At 46.7% G+C, this 22,095-nt stretch carries 19 protein-coding genes; 11 read left to right on the forward strand and 8 right to left on the reverse strand.

Annotated elements, in window-relative coordinates; all coding sequences use genetic code 11:
• Positions 1-7 precede the first annotated feature (7 nt).
• The 4 genes from tssO to LL912_RS22080 are packed head-to-tail and all read right to left on the reverse strand — an operon-like array spanning position 8 to position 3,400.
• Entirely contained in the window at positions 8-529 is a 522-nt protein-coding gene (tssO, locus tag LL912_RS22065) for a type VI secretion system TssO (protein WP_235555781.1), read from the reverse strand.
• A 47-nt stretch (positions 530-576) separates the two neighbouring features.
• Positions 577-1,728: a type VI secretion system baseplate subunit TssK gene (locus LL912_RS22070; RefSeq protein ID WP_235555782.1), complete on the reverse strand. Its 1,152-nt coding sequence runs from the start codon at positions 1,726-1,728 to the stop codon at positions 577-579.
• A 21-nt stretch (positions 1,729-1,749) separates the two neighbouring features.
• Positions 1,750-2,601 carry a TssN family type VI secretion system protein gene (locus LL912_RS22075; RefSeq protein WP_235555783.1) on the reverse strand — a complete coding sequence of 284 codons (852 nt, stop codon included), beginning with the start codon at positions 2,599-2,601 and terminating at the stop codon, positions 1,750-1,752.
• Between the two features lie 40 nt (positions 2,602-2,641).
• On the reverse strand, positions 2,642-3,400 hold the full coding sequence (locus tag LL912_RS22080; RefSeq protein WP_235555784.1) for a hypothetical protein: 759 nt from the start codon (positions 3,398-3,400) through the stop codon (positions 2,642-2,644).
• Between the two features lie 416 nt (positions 3,401-3,816).
• Between LL912_RS22080 and LL912_RS22085 the strand changes: the two genes are divergently transcribed.
• The 10 genes from LL912_RS22085 (at position 3,817) to LL912_RS22130 (ending at position 14,837) form a co-directional block, all read left to right on the forward strand.
• Positions 3,817-5,730 (forward strand): type VI secretion system Vgr family protein, encoded by a 1,914-nt coding sequence (locus LL912_RS22085; protein WP_235555785.1) that lies wholly within the window; start codon positions 3,817-3,819, stop codon positions 5,728-5,730.
• A 3-nt stretch (positions 5,731-5,733) separates the two neighbouring features.
• Positions 5,734-6,339 (forward strand): DUF4123 domain-containing protein, encoded by a 606-nt coding sequence (locus tag LL912_RS22090; protein ID WP_235555786.1) that lies wholly within the window; start codon positions 5,734-5,736, stop codon positions 6,337-6,339.
• 10 nt (positions 6,340-6,349) lie between these two features.
• A complete protein-coding gene (locus LL912_RS22095; protein ID WP_235555787.1) occupies positions 6,350-6,976 on the forward strand; it encodes a PAAR domain-containing protein in 627 nt (208 codons plus the stop codon).
• A gap of 14 nt (positions 6,977-6,990) precedes the next feature.
• The gene (locus LL912_RS22100) at positions 6,991-8,970 is read left to right on the forward strand and encodes a hypothetical protein (protein WP_235555788.1); all 1,980 of its coding nucleotides are present in this window, start codon (positions 6,991-6,993) and stop codon (positions 8,968-8,970) included.
• Positions 8,971-8,982: 12 nt separating this feature from the next.
• Positions 8,983-9,639: a hypothetical protein gene (locus LL912_RS22105; RefSeq protein WP_235555789.1), complete on the forward strand. Its 657-nt coding sequence runs from the start codon at positions 8,983-8,985 to the stop codon at positions 9,637-9,639.
• A 35-nt stretch (positions 9,640-9,674) separates the two neighbouring features.
• Positions 9,675-10,124 carry a hypothetical protein gene (locus tag LL912_RS22110; RefSeq protein ID WP_235555790.1) on the forward strand — a complete coding sequence of 150 codons (450 nt, stop codon included), beginning with the start codon at positions 9,675-9,677 and terminating at the stop codon, positions 10,122-10,124.
• A 19-nt stretch (positions 10,125-10,143) separates the two neighbouring features.
• Positions 10,144-10,626: a type VI secretion system tube protein TssD gene (gene tssD / locus LL912_RS22115; protein ID WP_235555791.1), complete on the forward strand. Its 483-nt coding sequence runs from the start codon at positions 10,144-10,146 to the stop codon at positions 10,624-10,626.
• Positions 10,627-10,647: 21 nt separating this feature from the next.
• Positions 10,648-11,985 carry a DUF5458 family protein gene (locus LL912_RS22120; protein ID WP_235555792.1) on the forward strand — a complete coding sequence of 446 codons (1,338 nt, stop codon included), beginning with the start codon at positions 10,648-10,650 and terminating at the stop codon, positions 11,983-11,985.
• Positions 11,986-12,082: 97 nt separating this feature from the next.
• On the forward strand, positions 12,083-13,684 hold the full coding sequence (locus LL912_RS22125; RefSeq protein ID WP_235555793.1) for a cell envelope integrity protein TolA: 1,602 nt from the start codon (positions 12,083-12,085) through the stop codon (positions 13,682-13,684).
• A 61-nt stretch (positions 13,685-13,745) separates the two neighbouring features.
• Positions 13,746-14,837, forward strand: coding sequence for a lytic transglycosylase domain-containing protein (locus LL912_RS22130; protein ID WP_235555794.1), 1,092 nt, complete (start codon positions 13,746-13,748; stop codon positions 14,835-14,837).
• Here the strand turns inward: LL912_RS22130 and LL912_RS22135 are convergent, their stop codons facing one another.
• The 4 genes from LL912_RS22135 to LL912_RS22150 all read right to left on the reverse strand — a co-directional run bounded on the left by LL912_RS22135 (position 14,838) and on the right by LL912_RS22150 (position 20,821).
• The gene (locus LL912_RS22135) at positions 14,838-15,602 is read right to left on the reverse strand and encodes a LytR/AlgR family response regulator transcription factor (RefSeq protein WP_235555795.1); all 765 of its coding nucleotides are present in this window, start codon (positions 15,600-15,602) and stop codon (positions 14,838-14,840) included.
• Between the two features lie 110 nt (positions 15,603-15,712).
• The gene (locus LL912_RS22140) at positions 15,713-16,750 is read right to left on the reverse strand and encodes a sensor histidine kinase (RefSeq protein ID WP_235555796.1); all 1,038 of its coding nucleotides are present in this window, start codon (positions 16,748-16,750) and stop codon (positions 15,713-15,715) included.
• Positions 16,747-17,808 carry a sensor histidine kinase gene (locus LL912_RS22145; protein ID WP_235555797.1) on the reverse strand — a complete coding sequence of 354 codons (1,062 nt, stop codon included), beginning with the start codon at positions 17,806-17,808 and terminating at the stop codon, positions 16,747-16,749. The genes LL912_RS22140 and LL912_RS22145 overlap by 4 nt, the downstream gene beginning before the upstream one ends.
• A gap of 10 nt (positions 17,809-17,818) precedes the next feature.
• Positions 17,819-20,821 (reverse strand): ligand-binding sensor domain-containing protein, encoded by a 3,003-nt coding sequence (locus LL912_RS22150; RefSeq protein ID WP_235555798.1) that lies wholly within the window; start codon positions 20,819-20,821, stop codon positions 17,819-17,821.
• 247 nt (positions 20,822-21,068) lie between these two features.
• Between LL912_RS22150 and LL912_RS22155 the strand changes: the two genes are divergently transcribed.
• Positions 21,069-21,854 carry a DUF5602 domain-containing protein gene (locus LL912_RS22155; protein WP_235555799.1) on the forward strand — a complete coding sequence of 262 codons (786 nt, stop codon included), beginning with the start codon at positions 21,069-21,071 and terminating at the stop codon, positions 21,852-21,854.
• Positions 21,855-22,095: the final 241 nt, after the last annotated feature.

Genomic DNA, 22,095 nt, shown 5'->3' on the forward strand with positions numbered 1-22,095 from the left:
CATCTGTTTATTTTTGGCGCAGGAGCAGGTTCTGCATTTCCAGTTGTTTATAGGAGTCCTGCCATTTTGTAAGCGAATTTTTTAGTTCCTGGATCTGTGCATTGTACATTGCAACTACCGAATCCTTGCTGCTGGCGGCCCGCAACCCTTTTTTATCGGTTTGCGTATTATTCAGTGCTTTGATGATCTGCGCGTAAATTTCTTTTGAACTGGTTTCATTTTTGTTCAATTGTGCATCCATCTCCTGGATTTTTTGAGTAATGCGTCCATCGATGAGTCCTGATTTTGCAGGGTCCATATTAACGGTGTCCAGGAGCGACTGTGTTTGTAACATGTCATTTGCAAAATGATCCCGGAACTGGTTTTCTTTTTCAATAATGGCCAATTGTTCGCGGAGCTTTTCGTTTTCTGCATAGGGAATCCGGATGCCGAAGAAGATGGTGGTAATAATAAGCGCAATGGTCAGAAAAAAGAAAAGGAGGAACCTTGCAAAGGCACTGCTTCTTTCGTTGGTATTGTTGGGTTTCATGAATGCTCTTTTTTTTATTGAATATATGGTCAGTAAGCACCGTGGCCTTAACCGAAAAACCGGCGCTTGGGTTTGGGAGCGTTGGTATCATTAACCGGGAAAGATTGCTCTTCCTTTACGAATAGGCCCGAATCCTTCCGTTTGCCAATGAATTCCAGGTTGCTCAGTGTATTGAAGAGTTTCCCGATTACCTTGGCAAATTGTATGATTTGCCGGATATTTTCATTGATATCATTGTGGTTGTATCGGAGCAGGGCCATTTCATTCAGCAATCCTTCCAGTTCGCCTTGGTTCAGTTCGCACCATTCACACAGGTAACTCATCAACTCATCTTTTCCGGACCCGATACGCAGATCGATCGTGTTTTTTATGACTCTGGACAAGGCTGCAATGTAGCTGAGCATTTTCGCCGGTGATTCGTAAATAATGCTCCACCGGTACTCGGTGATCGCCTGTCCCAGGAAAAGCATCATCCGGTCGCAAAGGAATCGTGCCAGTTCCGATAATGCGTTCTGCTGGCTTTTTTTATAGATTTTCTGAACGATTATGGAGCAGGATTGTTCCAGCCCGGCCAGGAACTGGTCTAGCTCAGCATGCAACCCGGTCAGGTCCGGCGATGCAGCCGTGGCGATGCAGGGAGGAATATATTCTTCTTCAATATGTGCTCCATTTCCATTTATAATTACCTTGCCGATAATGATGGCCAGAGGGTGCTGGCTATATTGCTGGATATTGTGCGCATCTGCAATATGGACGCTGAATCCTGATTTCACATAGGGAAAACGGGCGGGCGTTTCATCGGGATCGATAGCTCCTGCGGGATTTCTTTCAAAGGGTTTTGCTAGCAATACAACCCAGCCGGTGGTTGGCTGGTTACTGTTGATCTCCAGTGATATTGCAGGAACACCATCTGTTGCTGCCGCATCCGTGAATGCATCGATAATGACCGGTACCCCCGACCGTGTAAGTGCTTTCAACGCCAGCACCGATACCCGGATGGTGTTCTGGTTGTCGACGGAAAGGCGCACATTGAAATTTTTTTCATCCGGGATCAGCCCATACCGGATGGGTGAAAGCGTGGTTGCCGTAAGCTGGTGGGCCGTGGCGGCAGCGGCATTGTCCTGGGCAATAAAAAGTTCTTTATTCAGCTTCATGCCATCTGACCAGTTTACACGCAAAAAATGAAATCCGTTGTCCATGTTTTAGCTTTTGAAAAATGATTAAACGCGTTCACAAATAATAATGGTATTTTCTTTGATACGATTCTGAGCTACGGTCGTGGTTGCATTCAGCACCCTGGAAAAACGATACCATTTCGGACGGGTACGGAACAACCATTCTGCGACCTTTCCCTGGCTGGTATATTCGATGGGTGTTTCGCTGTGGTCTTCATTGTATTCATTAATAAAATGATAGAACAGATCCCCCAGCAGCATATCTTCCGGGGCTTTCCCTCTGAAAAAAGTACGTTGCTGATCACCGGTAATCTTTTTTGCAATTTCAAACCAGATCACATACAGGTGCTCGCCCTCTTTTTCATCCGGCATTTCGATCTCCTGCTGCGGGTAGGTCCAGGAGGTATAATCCGGTGGCGGGATACTGATGGCGGCATCGAACGTGTGAAGCAGCAAAATGGGAATAAAAAAGAACAGCATACACAGCAATACGGGGAAGTACATGAAGTTCCGGTCTTTCAGGAAATATTGCAGTGAAGAAAAGATCGACACACAGAGGAAGAGAATGGAAAACCCAAATAGAAGCTCGGCAAATAATTGTTTGTTCCGGTTATCGCGCCGGGCTCGAAAATATTTTTTATGAATGAGTAATAAAAACAGCAGGCCAAGCAGGAGAAATACCCCGCTCAGCAACCAAAAAGTAGTAAACAGGTTTTGAGTAATATAGGTGATGGCAAATGCAGTACCGGAAGAAATTGCTGCTGTTATAAAACTAAAAATCCAGGGCTTTTTACCCATGTTGCTGAAAGTGCTGCTCATTTGCCGGATAAAGGGTATCAAGGCCAGTGAAGAGAAAAGGAAGATCCCTGCGTAGAGTATAAAAAACTTTAACGCCATAGTGCTGAAGTTTTGAAATAAATGTTTATAAAGTCCCGGGCTAAATATGAGCTCCGTAGCCTAATACTGCGCCAAGGTCTTTGCCGGCCGCTTCTTCCCGGATCTCGAATTCGAACTGCACGTCCATTTCAAAAGGGATAAAGAGGTCCTCAAATTTTTGAAGAATCGTCATTTTGTTGGGCTGTTTGACAAATGGCTGCATTTCTTCATTCGATGTTCCCTCGATGGTAAAAATCCAGCAAGGGAAAAACTCAAGGGTGTTGTGCCCCAGCACACTGTCCATTCCCATATGCGTTTCCGTAAGTATTGCGGGGTGTTGCATAGCCACGGTATTCCTGCGTTCTTCCTGCCGCAGCACTACTTTTTTACTGAGGATATGGCCAAGCGCCGCTTCTGTGGAAGCCGCATCCCCCTTAATAAAATGGAGATAAGGCATTAGCTGCAGCATCCGGCCGGCTTCTTCCTCCGGAAGTGATTCATTAAAATTCCAGAAACGGAACCACGCCGGGTCCCGCCTTCCGCTTTGCAGTGTAAACAGCGCCTCCCGTTCTTCCGCTTCCACAAAAACCTGATACCGGAACAATAATTGTTCAAGGGGGGCAAAAAAACTCCGGGCCTGCCGCTCTTCCTCCCTGAATCGTTTGTGCTCATCCACGGCATCCTGAACGGTGCGCACGCGGCTGTTGCCCTTTGTTTGATGAAAAAGTCCCTCGGGCAGCTTATCATAGATACCATCCCGGTTCAACATCATCTCAAAAATGCCTTCGGTTTCGGTTGCGACCATTTCGGATACATCCATGCTAAAGCTTTTTTTGAAACCACCTTTTGCATGGACGATAATTTTTTCCAACTCCACTCCTGACTCAATTAATCCCGCGCATATGGCTTCTGCGCGAAACGGAGGTTTCATAATATGGTGACCCCGGGAGCTCATGTTGTTTTAATTATGACATCATGACCAGACCGATATAATCTGGATAACCAAAAGTAAAAAAAAAGGCGGCGGCCCGCTATACCTAATAATAGCGATGGTTTGTAGTGGGGCAATGATCTATTTTTACGAAGAATAAAACCTATTCTGTAAACTAGGCAATAGCGAGCTGTGTAATCTAGGAAAGGACAACAGGTATGCATCGGGTATCAGTTCCGTTGATTTACCTTATATACAGTGAATGGTTCATTTCATCTGTTAAAAGCCGGCTTAAATCACAACACATGTCGAACGACGCCATTTTGAGTAAAACTGAAATTATCATCCAGGGATATCAAAACAGCCAGCCTGTTTTATTTTCGAATCTGTTGCTGGATGAAGCGCTTGTAAAAGTGAATTACTTCTCTTTTTCCATGCGTGCAGATGATGATCATGCCACCCTCGATGCGATCATCAATTTTAAAAAATCGGTCCTGGGAAAGGAACTTCAGATCGAGTTCAAGGACAGCAGCGATGCTTCGCGCCACCGGTTTAAGGGCGTTATCGAAGCAGTAAACTCATCGTTGATCGATGAACACTATTACGAATTTCAGATCAGCGGCTCGGGGCTGTTTTGTAAAATCAACAAGATACCGGAATATCATTCTTTTTATAAACAGACGCTTTCGGATATCATTGATAAGGCCTATAAGGATTCGGAACTCAAATCGCTGGTGAAAAAAGCCCCCGGGTATACCCGCCCGCTCCACTACACCGTTCAATACAATCAGACCTTATTTGATTTTACTACATCGCTGGCGCTGCGATTCGGAGAATGGGCTTACTATGATGGAGAATATTTTTTGTTTGGAAAAAAGCCCGATGGTCAAGCCATAGAATTGTTTGCCCCGGATGATGTGTTTAACCTGAATATTCATGCGCATGTACTGCGAAATGCGCGTGCCATGGTGGGCACGGACAGTTTTAAAGGAGAAACGCTTCGTTCTTCGAAAGAAGAAGCTGTTCCAGAGAATGCAATGTTGAAAGCTGCACAGGACGCCGGCAAAAAAGCACTGGAAACGCGGGGCGATGACTTCGTGGCCTCAGGTTTTGACCAGGAAATGATGGATCATATTTTCCGTATCGACCAGCAGTCCAGCTATACAGCCTCGGCAGCTATAACCGGTAGCACGCGGAACAACCAGCTGGCGATCGGCCGGATCATCCAGATCAAGGACCAGGATGATTCCGGGGGAAAGCGGTTTATCATCACCCAGATCCATCACAGCGCTATGCGGGCAGATCATTACAGCAACCATTTTACGGCGGTGCCTTTTGAATCGGAGATCCCCCCTTATGCCAATGCTGCTGTTTTTCCAAGAGCTGTTTCCCAGGTCGGTATTGTAACCGACAATGAAGATGATGCCGGGATGGCGCGGGTAAAGGTGAAATTTCCCTGGATGACGGACGATGAAAAAAGTCCCTGGATCCCACTGGTTGTGCCCCATGCGGGTGACCGAAAAGGATTCCGGTTCCTTCCGGAAATTGAGGATGAAGTAATGGTGCATTTTACAGACAATAATGCGGAGCGGCCCTACGTGGTTGGCGCATTGTATACAGAAAAACATAAACCCCAAATACCGGAAAAAGGTAATCATATAAAACGGATTGGTACCAAGACAGGAAGGCGGCTGGAAATGGATGACGAGAAAGGTGAAATGATGCTGGCAGATGATTTTGACAACGATATCGGTAACCGGCTTTATTTATTAAAGAATAAGGAGCAAAAACTAATAAAGCTTACCAGCGGTAACGACGACGATAATTTTTCGGTGGTTTTTCTCGATGGTGATAAGGGGCGTGCGACCGTTGGCGTGAAAAGTGGCGGCAATGTAATTCTTAAAATCGATATGCAACGGGATGGTACAGTTATGGACATTACTTCGGAGGGTACGATCAATATTAAAGCGAAGCAGTCCCTTAACCTGGCCGCAGATGAGATCAACATTAACGCGACGAACGTAAGTATAAAAGCAGACGATACGCTTTCGCTGAAAAGTAAGATGTCGGCGGAGCTTTCGGCGGCAGATATAAAAGTAGATGCCAGCGCTTCACTTGATCTTAACGGATCGGGCCAGGCAAAACTGGCCGGTGCTATGCTGGATCTGAAAGGCGATGGTATCGCATCGTTGACCGGGGCCCTTGTTAAAATCAACTGACCTGTGCGGTTCCTATGTTACGATACGGCTTTGAATGAGGAGTATACGCTGATCCGGCTCCTGCAACAGTACCCGCGTTATGGTTCGCTGTTTACCGGTACGGACGATGAACAGATCTGGGATGCGGCGCCCTATCTTTTTGAGGTAGATTCTAATTTTTACGAGTTAAGAGGAGACAGTTCGCTGATCCGGCTGGATCATTGTATGCTGCTGGAAACGGGTGAGTGTATGGAGGCTGTAGTACAGTTCCTGCAGCAGTTTATATACCGGAATGGTCAAACCGGGTTGGTTTATTTCCGGATATGGGATCCCCGGGTGTTGTTAAGGGAGTTTGCAGAATGGAGTGAAAAGGACCGGGTCATGTTTTTTGAGTTTTTTGATTGTTTTTATACGGAGGCAGCCGATGAAGCCTTGTTGGATCAGTGGAAACCAGACAGACGGTATGAGCTCACAAGGATGCCGGTACGGAGAGCGGCCATACTTCCGGATCGTGAGGCGCCGGAAATGGAGCCACAGGGAGAAACGGCGGAGGAGCCACAAGCATTTAATGAAGAGACTGCTCCTGTTAAGGATGTGCCTTCCAAACGCAGAAGATTCTTTATCGAGTAAAAAAGTATAAATGGGAAAACCTGCAGCAAGGATTGGAGATATGCATGTATGCCCGCTGATCAACGGGCTGGTGCCCCATGTGGGCGGGCCAGTGCTGCCGGCGGGTGTGCCTAACGTATTAATTGGCGGTATGCCCGCAGCAACAATGGGTGATCTCTGTGTTTGCACAGGTCCCCCCGATGTAATTGTGCTGGGCAGCGCCGGTGTACTCATCGGGGGGCGACCGGCAGCGCGAATGGGTGATACCACTGCTCATGGCGGAAGTATTATACTCGGATGCTTCACCGTTCTGATCGGCGAAACCGGCGGTGGCGGGGCAGGAGGAGGAGCTGGTATAGGGGGCAATTTAATAGGAAGCGGAACGATAGGCGCGGCCCAGGCGAAAGACATAGCCAATATAGGGGCTTTAAAAGAAGCGGCACAAAAAGGCGGCGCCGTTGCTGAGAAAACGACCCGTGAAGATTTTACTGCCAGCTTTACGTTAAAGGATGAAGCGCAGAAAGCAGTTGCCGGGAAGCGTTATGAAATCCGGACCAGCGATGGTAAAATTCATGAGGGCAAAACCTCTGCCGGCGGAAGCACAGAACCGTTGCAAGGATATACAACCGCCGACTGTACCGTGGCTTTTCTCAAATAAAATAAACGGAAGATATGCCGGGAAAAGGAGCCGATACCAAACAGGATTTTGAATTGAACGATATCCGGCAACTGCTGGTACTGGTGCGGTACCGGCCTGCAGGCGCGGTAGCTGCAGATAGCATGTTGGGCGGCATGGCCGATACCTTGCAAGGAGCGGTTGATAAACTGGAATCAGCTGCAGCCGCAATCCCCGGCCTTAACCTGTTTTTTAAAGAAGAAACCGAACCGGAAAAAAAATGCGACAAAGAATACACTTATTATAAAGATTATAAAGACTGGGATGCGTATATCAGGAAAATGAAAAACGAGCTTTCCAATAAACTGCATATCGATAATGAGGCGCTGATTTTTGATTTCGATGCCTCCGATGCTGAAGGCCGGAAAAAAGAAGGGCAGAAGCTCTGTACACAAATAAAGGCAAAAACGGCCTCCTGGAAGGGATACAGTTCCTGCTTTCATTTTGTGGGATTGGGGCAGGGCGGTAACGTAGCCAATGAATGCATCCGGGAATTAAGCCAGGATGAGGGATTTAAAAATAAATGGTGGGTGCAGTCGGTGGTCTATGTGGCTACACCCTTCTACCGTTATCAGCATACCTTCGATGAGCCGGCAGCTTTTAAAGGGAAGGGCCGGAAATATGCCTTTGGTAACCGTTTTGATTTGACCGCGCAGGTGATCGAATATTTTGAACCCAACGATACGTTGCGCCGGGTGATCGCCGAATGCAATGCCAATCCGCTTTCAGTGTTTACAGGCAAAATTAAAATGCGGCTGGTAGCGGCACTGGCCAACCTGCTAAGTATTGACGGGTTTGGAACCGGCAAGGATAACGAAGGGCATTTGAACCGGTTGAAACAAACAAAGGAAGAGGTACGCGGGCTGATAGAGGAATGTGTGCATGCGGTTAAAAACCTGGTGAACGTGATTCCGAACCTGGTGAAACCAGCTGATCTTCCAAAGTTCGATCAATTATTGAAGGACCTTGATGCGATACCGGGGCAATCAGTGAGCCGGCTGGAAAAATTTCTTGACGAAATTAAGCATGCCGCACAGGGCACGAGCCTGGATACCAGCCGGATCAAAAAGGAAAAGGTTTTAAACTTTCTGTGCCCGCTGGTAGATAAGCTTACAGATATGCTCCGGATGTTTTCCGTGGACTCTGAAACCTCCAATGCAGTGGTAGACCGGTTGATGAAGCAGGCGGAAGTAAAAAAGATCCGGGCACCGAAAAACGAAGCCGTTACACAGCTGGGTGTGGACCCATACCTGGAGAAGGTAGCGAAGATGGCCGCGGAAGCACAGGTGAAGGAAGCACAGCAAAAAAAAGAAGGAAAGGAACCCGGCCCTCAATCGGCGAATGCGATTGTATATGATCAGTCTGTGGCCATGATCAATACCTGCAGGGAATGCATTGTTGCAATAACCGAAAAGCAGGACCTGGATCTTGCAAATCCCAATATCTCGGGGGAGGACAGAGCGCGTATGGCAACGGCGGTTACAGCTCTTTTGTTGCCGATGATGCCTTCAAAGAAAAAATTTTATGCGAAATTATTGCAATACCTCCCGCTTGGAGGTTTAAACGGTTTTCTTTCGAAACTAACGGGTGATGCGGCTTTCGCGCCGTTGAAGCAACTGACAGGCACATTCCTGGGTGATTTTGATGAAGGTACTCCGGAGGAACCCGGCTTAAAGACATCTATAAAAAATTTTGATGCAGAACTCAAACGGGTAAAGGGGTTTTTGAACCGGAACAATTATCCCGTGCACAAGGATGCAAACAGTTTGTACTTTATTTATAACAGTCATAACCAGATGTTGAAAAAAGCGTATGGCCCTGTATTGCAGGTCATAGACAAGGAAACCGGATACCTGGATTACATGGTTAATACAGGGGCAGCGCATTTTTTTAACCTGGAAAAGAATGAATATACGCAGGGTGCTTCAGGGGGGGCGCAGGATGCGGTGCCGGCCATAAAGAAGCAGGCGTCTTAAAAAAACAGAAAAATGTTCGACGGGTTGGGAGATTACTTGAGGGCCCAGGCTATTTGCACGGGGGCGACAGACGAGCAGGTGTATAATTCGATTATGAATTACTGGACCTGGATCTCACCGCAGCCCAATGCCCGGGCGCACCTGTGGCACTACCGGCGCGGTGGGGGCAGCGAATATGCTGAACCGCAGCTGGGCGATCTGTTTAATGCGAACCCGAGAATCCGGTCGAAAATATTTGACGCCATTGGGAGACAATTGCAGGTCCATCCTCATGATGACTCGGGAAGTATTATCGGGCGTGGGGTAGATGACGGGCACCCGCCTCCCATCAGCCAGGGAGATTATGATTCGGAAGACTGGCTGAATGCTAACGGCAATATCGATGAAGTGCATTGGCGTTTGGAAGGGGATTACAATCCCTACGATAACCGCGAAACCGACGAGCGGGCTTACCTGCTCCGTGCGCTTCGCAGAGGCACTGTTTTCCTGATGCGGGTACAGGTATCGATCCGGGATCCGTATACCTGGCATCCGAACGAACAACGTCCAACCCAATGCATTCATCAGGCAATGGAACGGCTGAAAGCTTCAGGTGCGGCCGACTATATTACAACAGGGACTACCGTGCTTTCCATGCCGTCTGTGTACCTGCCGGGTTGGGTGCGATAGGAAAGAAGGGTTTTTATCGAATAAAACAAAAGATCATGACAGATGACATAGCAGGAGAGGATTTTAACCGCAGGCAACAGCTTGCGGAAACGGTGGCGGAGATCGCGCCGAACCGGACGCTGATTGCCGGATTGTTAACGGCCCAAGCACCATTAAAGCCGGAGGCAGTGTACGGGTTGCAAAACCTGGAAATGGTGTTTGCGCATTATCAGCCGGAACTTGCGGTAGCGCTGGAAGCGGCAACAGGCGGCATCGTAAAGGAAACCCTTCGGTTTTGTGGCCTGGAAGACTTTGCTCCCAGTCAGATCGGCATCAGAAGCGGAGTGCTCCGGGAAAGCCGGTTTCAGTCAACAGTCTATCTGAATGCCGTCCGTATGTTGAGATCAAATGCTTCTTTAAGACAGGTACTTGTATCCAAAGAAAAGAGATCAGATATGCATACCGCCATTAAAAAAATAATGGTACTGCTGGAACAATATTTATAAATGAAATAAAAAGTCTTGTATGTCATTTTATGCGATACTAAAAATTTCCGGGAAGACCTACAATGTACTGAGCGTTGCATATGATTTTAAAAAATCAACCGATCAGTATGGTAAGCCCAGGGTTGGAACAGATGGCGGAATGATCAGCCTGATGGTTGAGTCTTCCCTGGATACCTTGTTTATAAAATGGATGCTGTCTCCTACGATGACGCAGGATGGCGAAATCATTTTTATGAAACGAGATACCAAGGCAGCCATGCGGCGGGTGAAGTTTTCCAACGGGTACTGCCTTAACTATTCAGAAACTTTTACCGGGTCGGGCGAAAACCCAATGACCATCGGGCTACTCATCTCATGCAGCAAAATGGAAATTGACGGTGAAGTGTTTGATAAATCCAAATTCTGGGGTGGCGCCGGCTCGGGTGGAACAAAGTCGGGTGAAACAGCCGGCACCAGCAACAATACTTCCGGTGGTGGGGTTAGCTCCTTTATACCCGATTAACAGGCATTGAACCTGGGAACAATGACAACACATACCGACCATATAACAGCAGTTTCTTTAGCACCAGATATTGAGGCGGTGCAATCGATCCCGGAGGATAGTTTCGAACTCCTTGTATCCCTTATGGAAGCGATACAATACCTGAACCCGGACCGGAGGGCGCAAATGGATCTGTTTCTAAGTGAAGCCGGCTTCCGGGAAGAGCGTGCTGGTTTACTGGCCCGGCTTCGCATCTGGAACGCCTTGCTGGACACAGGACTGGATGCAGATGCCCTGGCAAACCATTGCGAAGACATCGCAACTGAAGAACAAGGCCGTTATCAGCAAAATCTGAAGGCGGTTCTGCAGTGCAGCAAAAATCTGGAATGCATGTACCGCTGTGTTCATGCCTTTTTTGAAAATACAGAAAAAGACCGCGTTCCTAATGTAACCTTTTTGAACGCTGGTCTGGAACAGCTAAAAGATACAGATGCACCGGTTTTTATCAATTTTGTACGGGAAGAGTTTAAAAAGAACTATGACCGGCTGGATCTCAGGGATCATTATAGCCTATTGGTTATTCCGGGCTATCTCGGCGGTAGAGCGATGGTGGAAGTTTGGGGAAAGTTGGCGCATGAGCATAAGGTAATGCTGATCACAGATTTTGAACACCTGGATGCGCCGGATGATGTGATGGAACTATTTGAGCGTGTGCAACACGCAGGGGGCGAAAAGTTTTTATCCAGCGTAATGATGACCTGTAACTGGCTGGTGGCCAGAGGTGGTTATGCGGTGGCCGGAGAAGAGGAAGACCTGTTTATGCCACCTGCTCCGGCACTGGCCGGAAAACTGTATACAACAATGATGAGCCAGGTGGCCGCAGGTAAAAAATTCGGAGTGCTCCGGGGAGTGAATGGGGTGGCTTTCGAATTAAAGAAAAGTGAGATTGCACACCTGGAAAAAATGAGCCTGATCCCGATGGTAAAGGAACAGGGCTATGTAATGGCTTTTTCTGCAAAAACCTTGTTTAATGGAGATAATATGGGTTTACAGACCTATTCTGTGGTCCGGGTATTTGATTATGTAACCAAGGTGCTGATCGACTTCCTGAATCGCAGGGCCTTTGAAAACTTTAATGCTAATACAAGGAGAGAGCTCATGACACAGATGGTGCTGTTCCTGGACAATATTTCAGGGCCGCGGAAACTGGTTGAGAATTTTACAATCCGGCGTTTCGAACAGGATGCCGTAAAAAAAGACAATATTCACCTGGATATTTTTATGAAGCCCTATTTCCCTGCCAAAAACTTTCTGATCAAGATGGAAGGGCAGAAGAATGATGAGGGAAAAATTTGGGACACCGACTATGACGATTCCTAAGGCTTATTACTAAAAGCGGATAGCGTGAAACAGGCACCCAAATCTCAAATCTCAAATCTCGAATATGTATACATCCGGTTATTTAAAAAAATGTTTATTGATCGCACTGTGTTGTTCGTTTTATTACGCGCAGGCCAGGTCCCAGAATATCAACGGGGAAAAGATCATTGTAGGACGTGAAAGCATTACAATTATCAATTTTCCGGATAAGGTGGTGAACATCAATTTTTCGGATGAGGCGGCATACGACTACTATATTCCCAAGCGGAGAGAGGAACGGTCCATCTCTATCCAGTTCAATAAAGAGAAAGCCAGCGGACCGGTTACCGGACTGCTGGTAAATGAAGGCGGGCGCAGCCATATGTTCCGGTTGTTGTTTGATTCTACCTATGATATCAATGATGACAGCCGCCCGCCCCTCTGGTACGATCATTCCAATTTAAAAGAATTGAAAGCCTTTGTAAAGAATCAGAAGGATCCGTCTGAAACAAGCACAGGCGATGAACTGGCAAAAGAAAAAGAGCGGCAAAAAAAGGAAGCTGCGGAACGCCGGGAAGAGGCATTGGCTGCGCAGAAAAAATCTGAGGAGTCGGCAGTAACAAAGGCACCAGCAGCTGCGGCGGAAGAAAGTGGATCGGAACGCAGGCAGAGGGAAGCGGCGTTGGAGCTTGCGCGCAAGGAAGCAAAGGAAAAAGAACGGCAACTGCAGCTGGCCGCTGAAAAGGAAGCGGCTGCCCAAAAAGCTGCGGAGGAGCAGTCCCGCAAAGAGGCGGCTCAACTGGCTTTACAAAAGGAACAGGATGAAAAGAAACAGAAAGCATTAAGAGAGCAGCAAAATGCAGAAGCGTTAGCCCAGGCACAAAAAGAGGCGGCTGAAAAAGAAAAACGGCAGCAGGAACAATGGGCCCAGAAGAAAAAGCAGGAAGAAGAACAACGGAAAAGGGCTGCCGAAGAGCTGGCCCGCAAAGAAGCAGCACGAAAGGAGGCACAGGAGCGGCTGGCGAAGCTTGAGGCGGAGCGTCAAAAGAAAGAAGCTGAAAAGGCGTATTCGGAAGCGGGTATCTGGCAGCGGTATGGAAAAAAAGGAATAGACCTCTATAATTTTCCAAGGAACCAGGTGCCAACGGTAAATTCGGATTTTTACGTGGTACGCGATACGCTCAGGAATTTCCGGATCTCCGATTCCCTGCTCCATACTGATATCCCGGATAAACTCAATATCGTTGCCGATAAACCCATCAATAAAGGAGTAGTGATCTCACTGGAAAATATTGTGTTTAAGGACGTACATACTTATTATAAACTCAAAATTGAAAATAATACTGATGAAGACTTTCTTATGGGAAGAACCTATATGTACTGGTACGACGGCGCCGACCGGGCGAAGATGATGGTAAAGGGCAGTTATCTTACCTATATCGGTTTTTTTCCGCTGGTACGGCCCAAGACCACGCAACATGTGGTATTTGTAACGCGCTCTCCCAATATGGTAAACGATGAGAGCCTGGTATTGTTTGTAGACGAACGTAGAAAAGAAAAGGGTACGGCCAGTATTGTAATCCCGGGAAGCAATTATAACAAGGTATTGGAAAGTGTACAGGTAAGAGTGGGAACTTCTACCCCAGGTAAAACCGCCGCACCCGCAACAGGCGGTGACTCCCGCACAAAGAAACGGGCAAAAAATAACAGGCAATTATAAAAGCGTGCTCCGGGCGCTACAACAGAATATGAAAGGCCCTTATACAAGCAAACTCAGACCTTTGAATACATGTAAAAAATATCGGATTATAGGACTCTTCCTGGTTTTTGTATCCATTCCCGGGAGTGCGCAGCATTTGGTTTCTTTTTGCGGGGAGCCAGTTCCCATGGATCAGCAGTTTATACAGGACAAACTGATCAATACCATTCGTAAACAGGTAAACGTGGTGAATTTTCCGGCGCTCCGGAGAAGAGCGTTTGCCTACTTTCCGCTGGTAGAACGTTACCTGGCCGCATATGGCCTTCACCGGGATCTGAAATACCTGCCGATTGTTGAAAGTGGCTTTCTTACAGAGGAGGAATCGGCCGTAGGCGCAAAAGGCATCTGGCAGATCATGCCCGCAACGGCCCGCAGCTACGGGCTGGTGATCGATGAAACCCGGGATGAACGGGAGAACTTTGATAAGGCTACCCGCCTGGCCTGTACCCTGATAAAAGATAATTACAATATGCTGATCCGTTTTGTAGGCCGAACCAACTGGCCGCTGACCATCGCTGCGTATAATTTTGGCATTGGTAATATCGTAAAGGCGGTAAAAGCACAGGGATATAATTATTTTACCATGAAACTGAATCCTGAAACGGCCCTGTATGTATATAAGATCATTGCAGTAAAGGAATTGTTTGAATACCCGGAGCTGTATAATGCCAAGTTTGGGTACAATATTTTTAATCCTAGATCAGGACCGAAAAATATGCCGGCCTCCAGGGATCTGAAAGTGGTGAATGACCCGGATGTATTACAGGAAATTGAAAAGGAGGTAGCAAAAAATGCCGACAAAAAAGAAACAGTAGTGCGGGAAGAATATGTGATGGCGCATGTGCTGGGGCGGATCCGGAATTTCCAGGATGGAGATATTGTAGATATCGTGCTGGACGAAGACCTGCAAACGGCCCGAAAGGGGCTTTCGTATAAAGGATATAAATTTGGAGTACAGGGTTGGATCATCGACGATCGTGTTTACTTTAAGTTGGGATACGACCATGACGTGACCCTGTTGGATACCAATAAGGAAAAAGGGATCTTGCTGACCGACCTGCTTTCCAGCAAACGGATCGATGTGCTGCTCAAGAACCTGCTCTATGAAAAATAATTATTTCCCCATCCAGACTTTAAAATCTGTTACGCGTTCCCGGCTTACCAGGGCGTCTTTATCGATGGGAGGGTTTAGTTGTAAAATAAGCCGGTTCCCGAAATAATCATCAATCTTTTCGATGCACCCGATCGATATAAAAAAGGAGCGGCTGATCCGGAAGAATTGCTCCGGATTAAGCATGCTTTCCAGGTCTTCCATTGTATAGTCTACAATAAATTTCCGCTGGTCCTTTGTTTTGAAAAAGATCAGCCGGCCGTCACTGTAGAAATATGCGATCTCATCAATGTCTACGCTCACCAGGCGGCTGCCGCTTTTTACGAGAAAGCGCTTGCGGTATTCTTTAAGTTGCAGTTTTTGTTGCAGTTCTTTTACGAGGTGTTCAAACCCCAATGGTTCCCGCTGTTTTGAAAAATTCTGCCGGAACTTTTCCAGTGCTTTTTTCAACTCGTCTTTTTGAACCGGCTTCAACAGGTAGTCAACGCTGTTTACCTTAAAGGCCTTGAGCGCAAATTCATCATAGGAAGTGGTGAAGATCACCGGGACCTTTATGGCGGTAAGATTAAATATTTCGAAGCTTTGGCCATCACTGAGCTCAATATCCATCAGTATCAGATCGGGGTCGGGATTGCTTTCCAGCCAGTCCACAGCACTTTTAATGCTGTCTGCTACGCCCATCACTTCAATTGAAGGATCTACCGCTATCAGGGTTTTCTCTAGTTTTTTAACCGCCAATTCTTCATCTTCGATGATCAGCACTTTCATAAAAAAATATTTGACGGATAAAATTAAATAAATGCGTGGTAAAGCGGTTCTATATCTGTATTAACTGTTTTATATGCGTATGAATTGCTCTTATACGCATCCTCCCGGTGCTATACACGCCAAAGCAGCGGCAGCACCACGGTAAAATTCTTATGTCCTTCCATCACCTGGAAACCGGGCTGTTGAAGCAGCTGGTACTTGGTCCGGATATTCTGGAGCCCAATGCCGTTGGTGGGTACCAATGTTGTTCTTCGCTGAAGATTATTGTTTACCACCAGTTTGTTTTCTCCCGCGGTAAAGATCTCAATGATCAGTGGACTGCTTTTGGAAATGGTATTGTGTTTTACGGCGTTTTCTACGGCTAACTGTAGTGTAAGGGAAGGAATGAAGTAGTTGTAATACTGACTGTCGATGCTGATATGCAGTTCGATGGCATTTTCGTAGCGGGTTTGCAGGAGTTTAAAATAGGACCGGATAAACTGAAGTTCATCCGTAAGGGTGCTGAGGGTTTCCCGGTTGTTTTTTAAAAGATACCGGTACACTTTGCTCAACTCATCCAGGAACCGGATGGCGCGTTCTTTTTCAAGACTGATCAGGGACGACAGGGTATTAAAGCAATTGAAGAGAAAATGCGGGTTTACCTGGTCTTTTAGCGCACTAAACTCCTGTTTCAGCGAAAGCTGGTGAAGCATTTCCTTCCCTGTGGCACTTTCCTTATATTTCCTGAAAATATAATCGGTTTCGTAGAGGGGTTCAAAAACCAGGTTTACGCAAAGGCCCACCAATGCACCCTGCCAGAGATGTGATGTCTGGAGCCGGTAGTTGAAAATATGCAGTCCATGGTAGAGGAGAAAAATGATGTAAACGGAAGGCGTCATTACAAAAAGTGTTACCAGCGCTTTCCCCATGATGCGCTGCCGCGTTTGACTAAGTGCAGGATATTTTTTTTCGATGAAAAGGTCGTAGCGGGTATGCGCATCCATCGACAGTATTCCGAAACCGAAGATCAGCGGGGCGGAAAACAGCCAGATGAGCGGTTCGTTCCAGATGCGGTCTTCAAACATAATGAGGTGTAGCATGGCCGTAATAAACGGCATCGAAAACAAAAATGAATATAGCCGCAGTTTGGGCCATTTGAGTCGCTTCATTGTACCACCTCCTTTTTTTCGGATATCAGGGGAATCAGGATCAGCTGCTGTCCGTTCCGGTCTTTTGTAATGATTAGTTCAAGTCCCAGCAGCTTGTACTTTTTGATCATGGCATCCAGGGAATTGTCATGATCCAGGTCTTTCGAAAATGTTTTGGGCTGCAGGTTGTAAGCAGCACGCAGTACATGGTACCCAGTAGAGGTAATATGAATCCTGAGTGGCTGTTGTTTGCTGATGATGTTTTGGGCACAGGTATGCTCAATAAGTGCCTGTAAGAGCAGGGGTGGTAATAATTTCCCCTGGTCGTTTTCATCTATTGCAAGATGCACCTGCAGGCCTTCACCAAAACGTTCCCGGAGTAAATGGGTGTAGGCTTTCAAAAAATCAATCTCTGTATGCAATGTTACGAGCTGCTCATGATCATTTCGCAGCAGGTAGCGGTATACCCGGGTAAGTTCATTTAAAAAGTTTTCCGCTTTTTCTTCATCTTCTTCGATCAGGCTGCTGAGTGAATTCAAACAGTTGAACAGGAAGTGCGGGTTTACCTGGCTTTTTAACGCATTCAGCTGACTTTGTTTATACGAAGTATTCAACTGTTCAGTCTCCTGCAGTGTCAATTTCCATTCCCGGAAGCGGTGGATGCTCTCCATCAGGAAGGTAAGAAAAATGGTAATGATGGATACGGAAAGGCAGATCCAGGCAAGCCGGTGCTCATTGAATTCTGTTTTAAACAAAGGAATGGCTGCGTAGACTTTAAAAAGCAGGTATTTAAAAAAAACACTTACCAGGATAAAGGTGATGACCATCAGGCTCAACTTTTTGATCACCTCCTCTTCTTTGGGAAACCGTTTCCTGAGCAGCAAGGAAATAAAAGTACAGACAAAGGATACGAGCATCAACTCTGTAAACGTAACGCTGGTGGCGGCCACAAAAAAGGAACCGCTGCTGTAATAAGACCGGTCGAAGTAAATGCTATTGACCACCAATGCGGTTGGGATGCAGATCAGTGCAATCGTTTTAAAACGCTTCCAGGTATATGTAGAAAAATACAGTTTCATAAACGGATGGCTATAATTGAATGCGGCACTCAATTTCGGCCTGGTTGGTATGTATCGAAGAATAGATCCAGCCATTAATGTTCTTTACCCTGCTCACAAATTCGCGGTTCGTTAAGAAATGCTGCAACTGCTCTTTGTTACAGTGCTGGTGCGAAAACTGCAGGGTATACAACAGCCGGTTTTTATCAGCACCGAAATGAATACAGATGTTTTCGGCTCCTGCATTCAGTAGCGCTTTAATGCTGCGCTTAAATAACAAAAGAATTTCGTACCGCAACTGTACATTCATTTTAAGCAGGTGCACTTTGGGGTCATGAGCCAGGTCGATATGCGTGCGGTACCGGTTGTTCAGAATGCCTACATATTTGTGAAGGCGTCGTAACAATTGTTCTGTATTGTCGTTCTCGGGGGATATGGCCCAGAGCATGTCCTGCATCGCTGATATCATTTCAGAACTTCTGAACCGGATTTGCTCCACAAACTCCTGCGATTTCTTTGGATCCGAACGGTGTTTCAATACGGCCATTTCACTTAGGATATTGATGTTTTCGAGGGTAGTGCTCACATCATTGTGGAGCCTGCTGCCGATATTGGTACGTAATTTTTCCATTTCTTCGCGCCGCTTCATTCGGTATTGGTCAAACACATACAACAAAAGCAGTGTTAGTAAGGCTAGCAAAATATAAAACCAAAGCGTTTTGTAGAAGGGCGCTTCAATTACAACGGGAATAGTGAGGATGCCCGTCAGGATATGGCCTTCATCCAGGAAGGCGGTGCTTAGGGTGTATTTGCCGGAGGGCAGGTAATTGAGTAGGACCTCACCGGTAGCAGTGGCCGCCTTCCAGTTTTTGTCCATTCCTTCAAACTTAAAATAAACCGGGTAGGTCGTGTGAAATGTGTTGGTCGTAAACCGCGCCTTAAGTGCGATCCGTCCGGGGCCCAGCCGGAGTTTCTTTAAAGCCAGGATTGAGTCCACCGGAACGGGCACATCATTGATATAGAACTCTGCGAGTTGTATCCGGGGAGCAGCATGTCCCTTGATCCGGCCCATGATCACTTCAGGGTTAAAAATTACCATTCCGTGATTGGTGCCAAAAACGATGCGCCCATCTTTAAGGGTTGTTTCAGCTGCATAATTGTAACTGATGTCATCCAATCCGTGACGTTCATCAAACGCATACGTTCCGGTTTTTTGATCCGGCCATTGGGCTGTAATGCCGGTGGGACTGCTGGTCCAGATGGCTCCATTATTATCGATGGCCAGGTTGGCAACGGGTGCCTGTTTTTTCTGGTATCGAAAGGTTTCGGTTTTTTTATCCAGTATATTCAGCCCGTCTGAACTAAATACCAGGGTGCCATCGGCAGCTTCTGCTATATCCGAAACGGCAATGCCCATTATCCGTTTTCCTTCGGGTTGATTGGGCATATAATGCCCGGTTCTTAATTCTTTTTGCACATTGATCCGGTACAGGCCGTCCCAGATGGTACCAGCCCACAATTCATCTTGTTTGCTGATGTGCAGCCGGCAGACTGGTGAATTTGTTTTTTCGATCAGTTTCCAAGCTTGCTCGGCGGGGTGGTATTTTACGATATGGCCGCCCTGTGTTCCGAACCAAAGATTGCCGTTTTTATCTTCTGCTACCTGTCGTACAGTGGTCTGCTGGAAGACAGGTGGATAAATCCGGGTGATTTTCTTTGTTAACCTGTTGTAAAACCCTACGCCGCCGTTTTGAATACCCCATACGATATCGCCCTTGTGAGTTTCCTCCAGGCACCAGACCATTCCTTCCTGTAACCCGGCATTACCTGGAAAAAAGCCGGGAACCAATGGTTGAAATTGTTGGTTATAGGCAAAGATTCCATGTCCCCATGTGCTCACAAGAATTTCTCCCGTACGGGTTTCCAGGATGTCCGTTACGTCCTGTTTAAAGGGAGCATCGTTGTTTGAGACACGGTTATAAATAAAGTTAAAAAGATGCTGTGGTGGGTTAAAATGATACACCCCCTTATTTGTAGCCAGCCAGATGTTTTTTTCGCGGTCCTGTAAAAGGTGGTGCACAATATCATATCGCAGGCTGTAGATACCCGGGGCATTTTTTTCGATTAGCTCCACCTTATGTTGCGAAGGGTTTAGTTTGGCAAAAAGGTTATCGCCGGCGATCCATGTAGCGCCTCCTTCGGTTTCGAAAATGCCATATGCTGTAAAATATTCACTTTTTAGCACCTGCAGAATCTTATCATCCCATCGCTTGATATGTCCGGACGGATCCATACTTTGTAGGATCAGTCCCGTTTCGGGCCAAGCTCCGATCCACTTTCTTTTATCTGCATCCACATAAAAAAAGTTCACCATTGTCAAATTGCCGAAAGCCTCAATGGAAGGATCATTCCCTGCATTTGAACCTGCATAAGAAAGCTGATGACGGAAGGAATGGTATTTTACCAATCCCTTTGAAGTGCCGATCCAGTAGTTCCGATCCGCATCCTGGTAAAACTGCGTGGGAAGCCATCCGTTCGGTAGCCGAAACCAATTATAACGTTCGCTTACCTCTGTTCCGGCTGCGTTCAGGGTCATAAATCCCTGCAACCGGTATACGACTACGATGCGTTCATCCTGGTCTACAAATAAACTGGCGTTCCTGGGCCGGATATGTGCAGGTCGAATTAACTTCACAGGGTGCCATTTGAAATCGGTTGTATTGAGATAGCCCAATACCGAGTCGGCAATGATCATCCAGACACGGCTCCCGCGGTCAACATAAAGATCGTTCAGCGCACCCTGGGGAAGTTGCCTGCCATCCGTGCGAAAGTTCAGGAAACGGTATCCGTCATAACGTTGCAGGCAATTGGGCGTTGCCATCCAAATATAACCCTTTGTATCCTGCTGTACTTTGCTTACCGTATTGCTGGCCAACCCATCGCGCAGGCCAAGGTGCGCAAACAGGTAGTTTTGCTGCGCATTGGCTATAAAGCACCTCACCAGTAAAATGAAACACAACAGTTGTTTGATCAAAAAAAATGGTTTGTAAAAACAAATCTACCGTAAAAAAATGAGAGCAGTATACAACCGGTTGAACAAATTGAGCGATTCATGCTACCACTTTTGCAGTTGATTTGGTATTCGTTTCAGGGGGGCTTTATGTCGGGGTATTTGGATACAGCTGTTCAAACAATTCGTGCAGATAATTTGGCATTTCGTTCGTCATATGCTTTTCCCCGAAATCATCCGGAAGCACCTTCGCACTCTAAAAACAATAGCTATGAAGAAATTTGTTATGTTAAGTTTGGGTGCGGCACTGTTGTCGGCATCCTGTACCAGAAACGGGGTACAACTGCGTGAAAAAAGATATCAGGGACCTGAAGTGATGTTTCACGAAGGGAAGGCAAGCACCTGGTATGAAACCGATGTGGATGACAAGCCCTTGCGTTTGGCAATTTGGATGGACGATGCTGCATGGAACAGTTTGCCTACAGAGGCAGATGTACAGGCTGGTGGCGGGCATCACCATACAAACAACACGGTGTTGGCATTTCATCCAAAAGTGGACCAGCGCATCTTTAATCATGTAGGGTTAGACTGGAACCCGCAAGGGCACGAGCCTGCGCCGGTTTACGGATTACCGCATTTTGACTTCCATTTTTATAGCATGAGTCCAAATGAAGTTGCGGCAATCCCGGCATATGAAGCAGATAGTTCCGGATTTAAAAACTGGCCTGAAGCAGCTTATTTCCCGGTGAATTATATAAATCCGGGTGGAGGTGTGCCCAAAATGGGGTGCCATTGGATGGATGTTACATCTCCTGAATTAAATGGAGCTGTTTTTGGGCAAACGTTTCTTTACGGTTCCTACAATGGTAAGGTGACCTTTATGGAGCCCATGATCACCAAGGCATTTATCGAAGCTAATCCCGAATTCAGCAGGGCCATTCCCCAGCCGGCGAAGGTACAGCTGTCCGGATATTATCCAACCACTATGCGGTTGCATCGTTCCGGAAATGCACGGGAAGTTATCCTGGAGCATTTTATATATCGAACTGCCCAGTAAGGATCATGATTTCGGTAAAAAGCGGTTGTCTCAAGTGATGCGGCAACCGCTTTTTAGTGGGTAAGAAGATGATGGCGCGCTCGAATTAAAATATGCGATCCCGGCGTACTCCATCCCTTTTTATCAGCTGTATGTAGTCTCGGGTTATTGTGCTTAAACAGCAATTTAAAGGAAATAAAAATGTAGCCATAACCGAGGAGAGATAATCCAGACGCAGCGTTATGTGTGTGAGGAACTGTAT

It is taken from the genome of Niabella agricola (assembly GCF_021538615.1).
GTDB lineage: Bacteria > Bacteroidota > Bacteroidia > Chitinophagales > Chitinophagaceae > Niabella > Niabella agricola.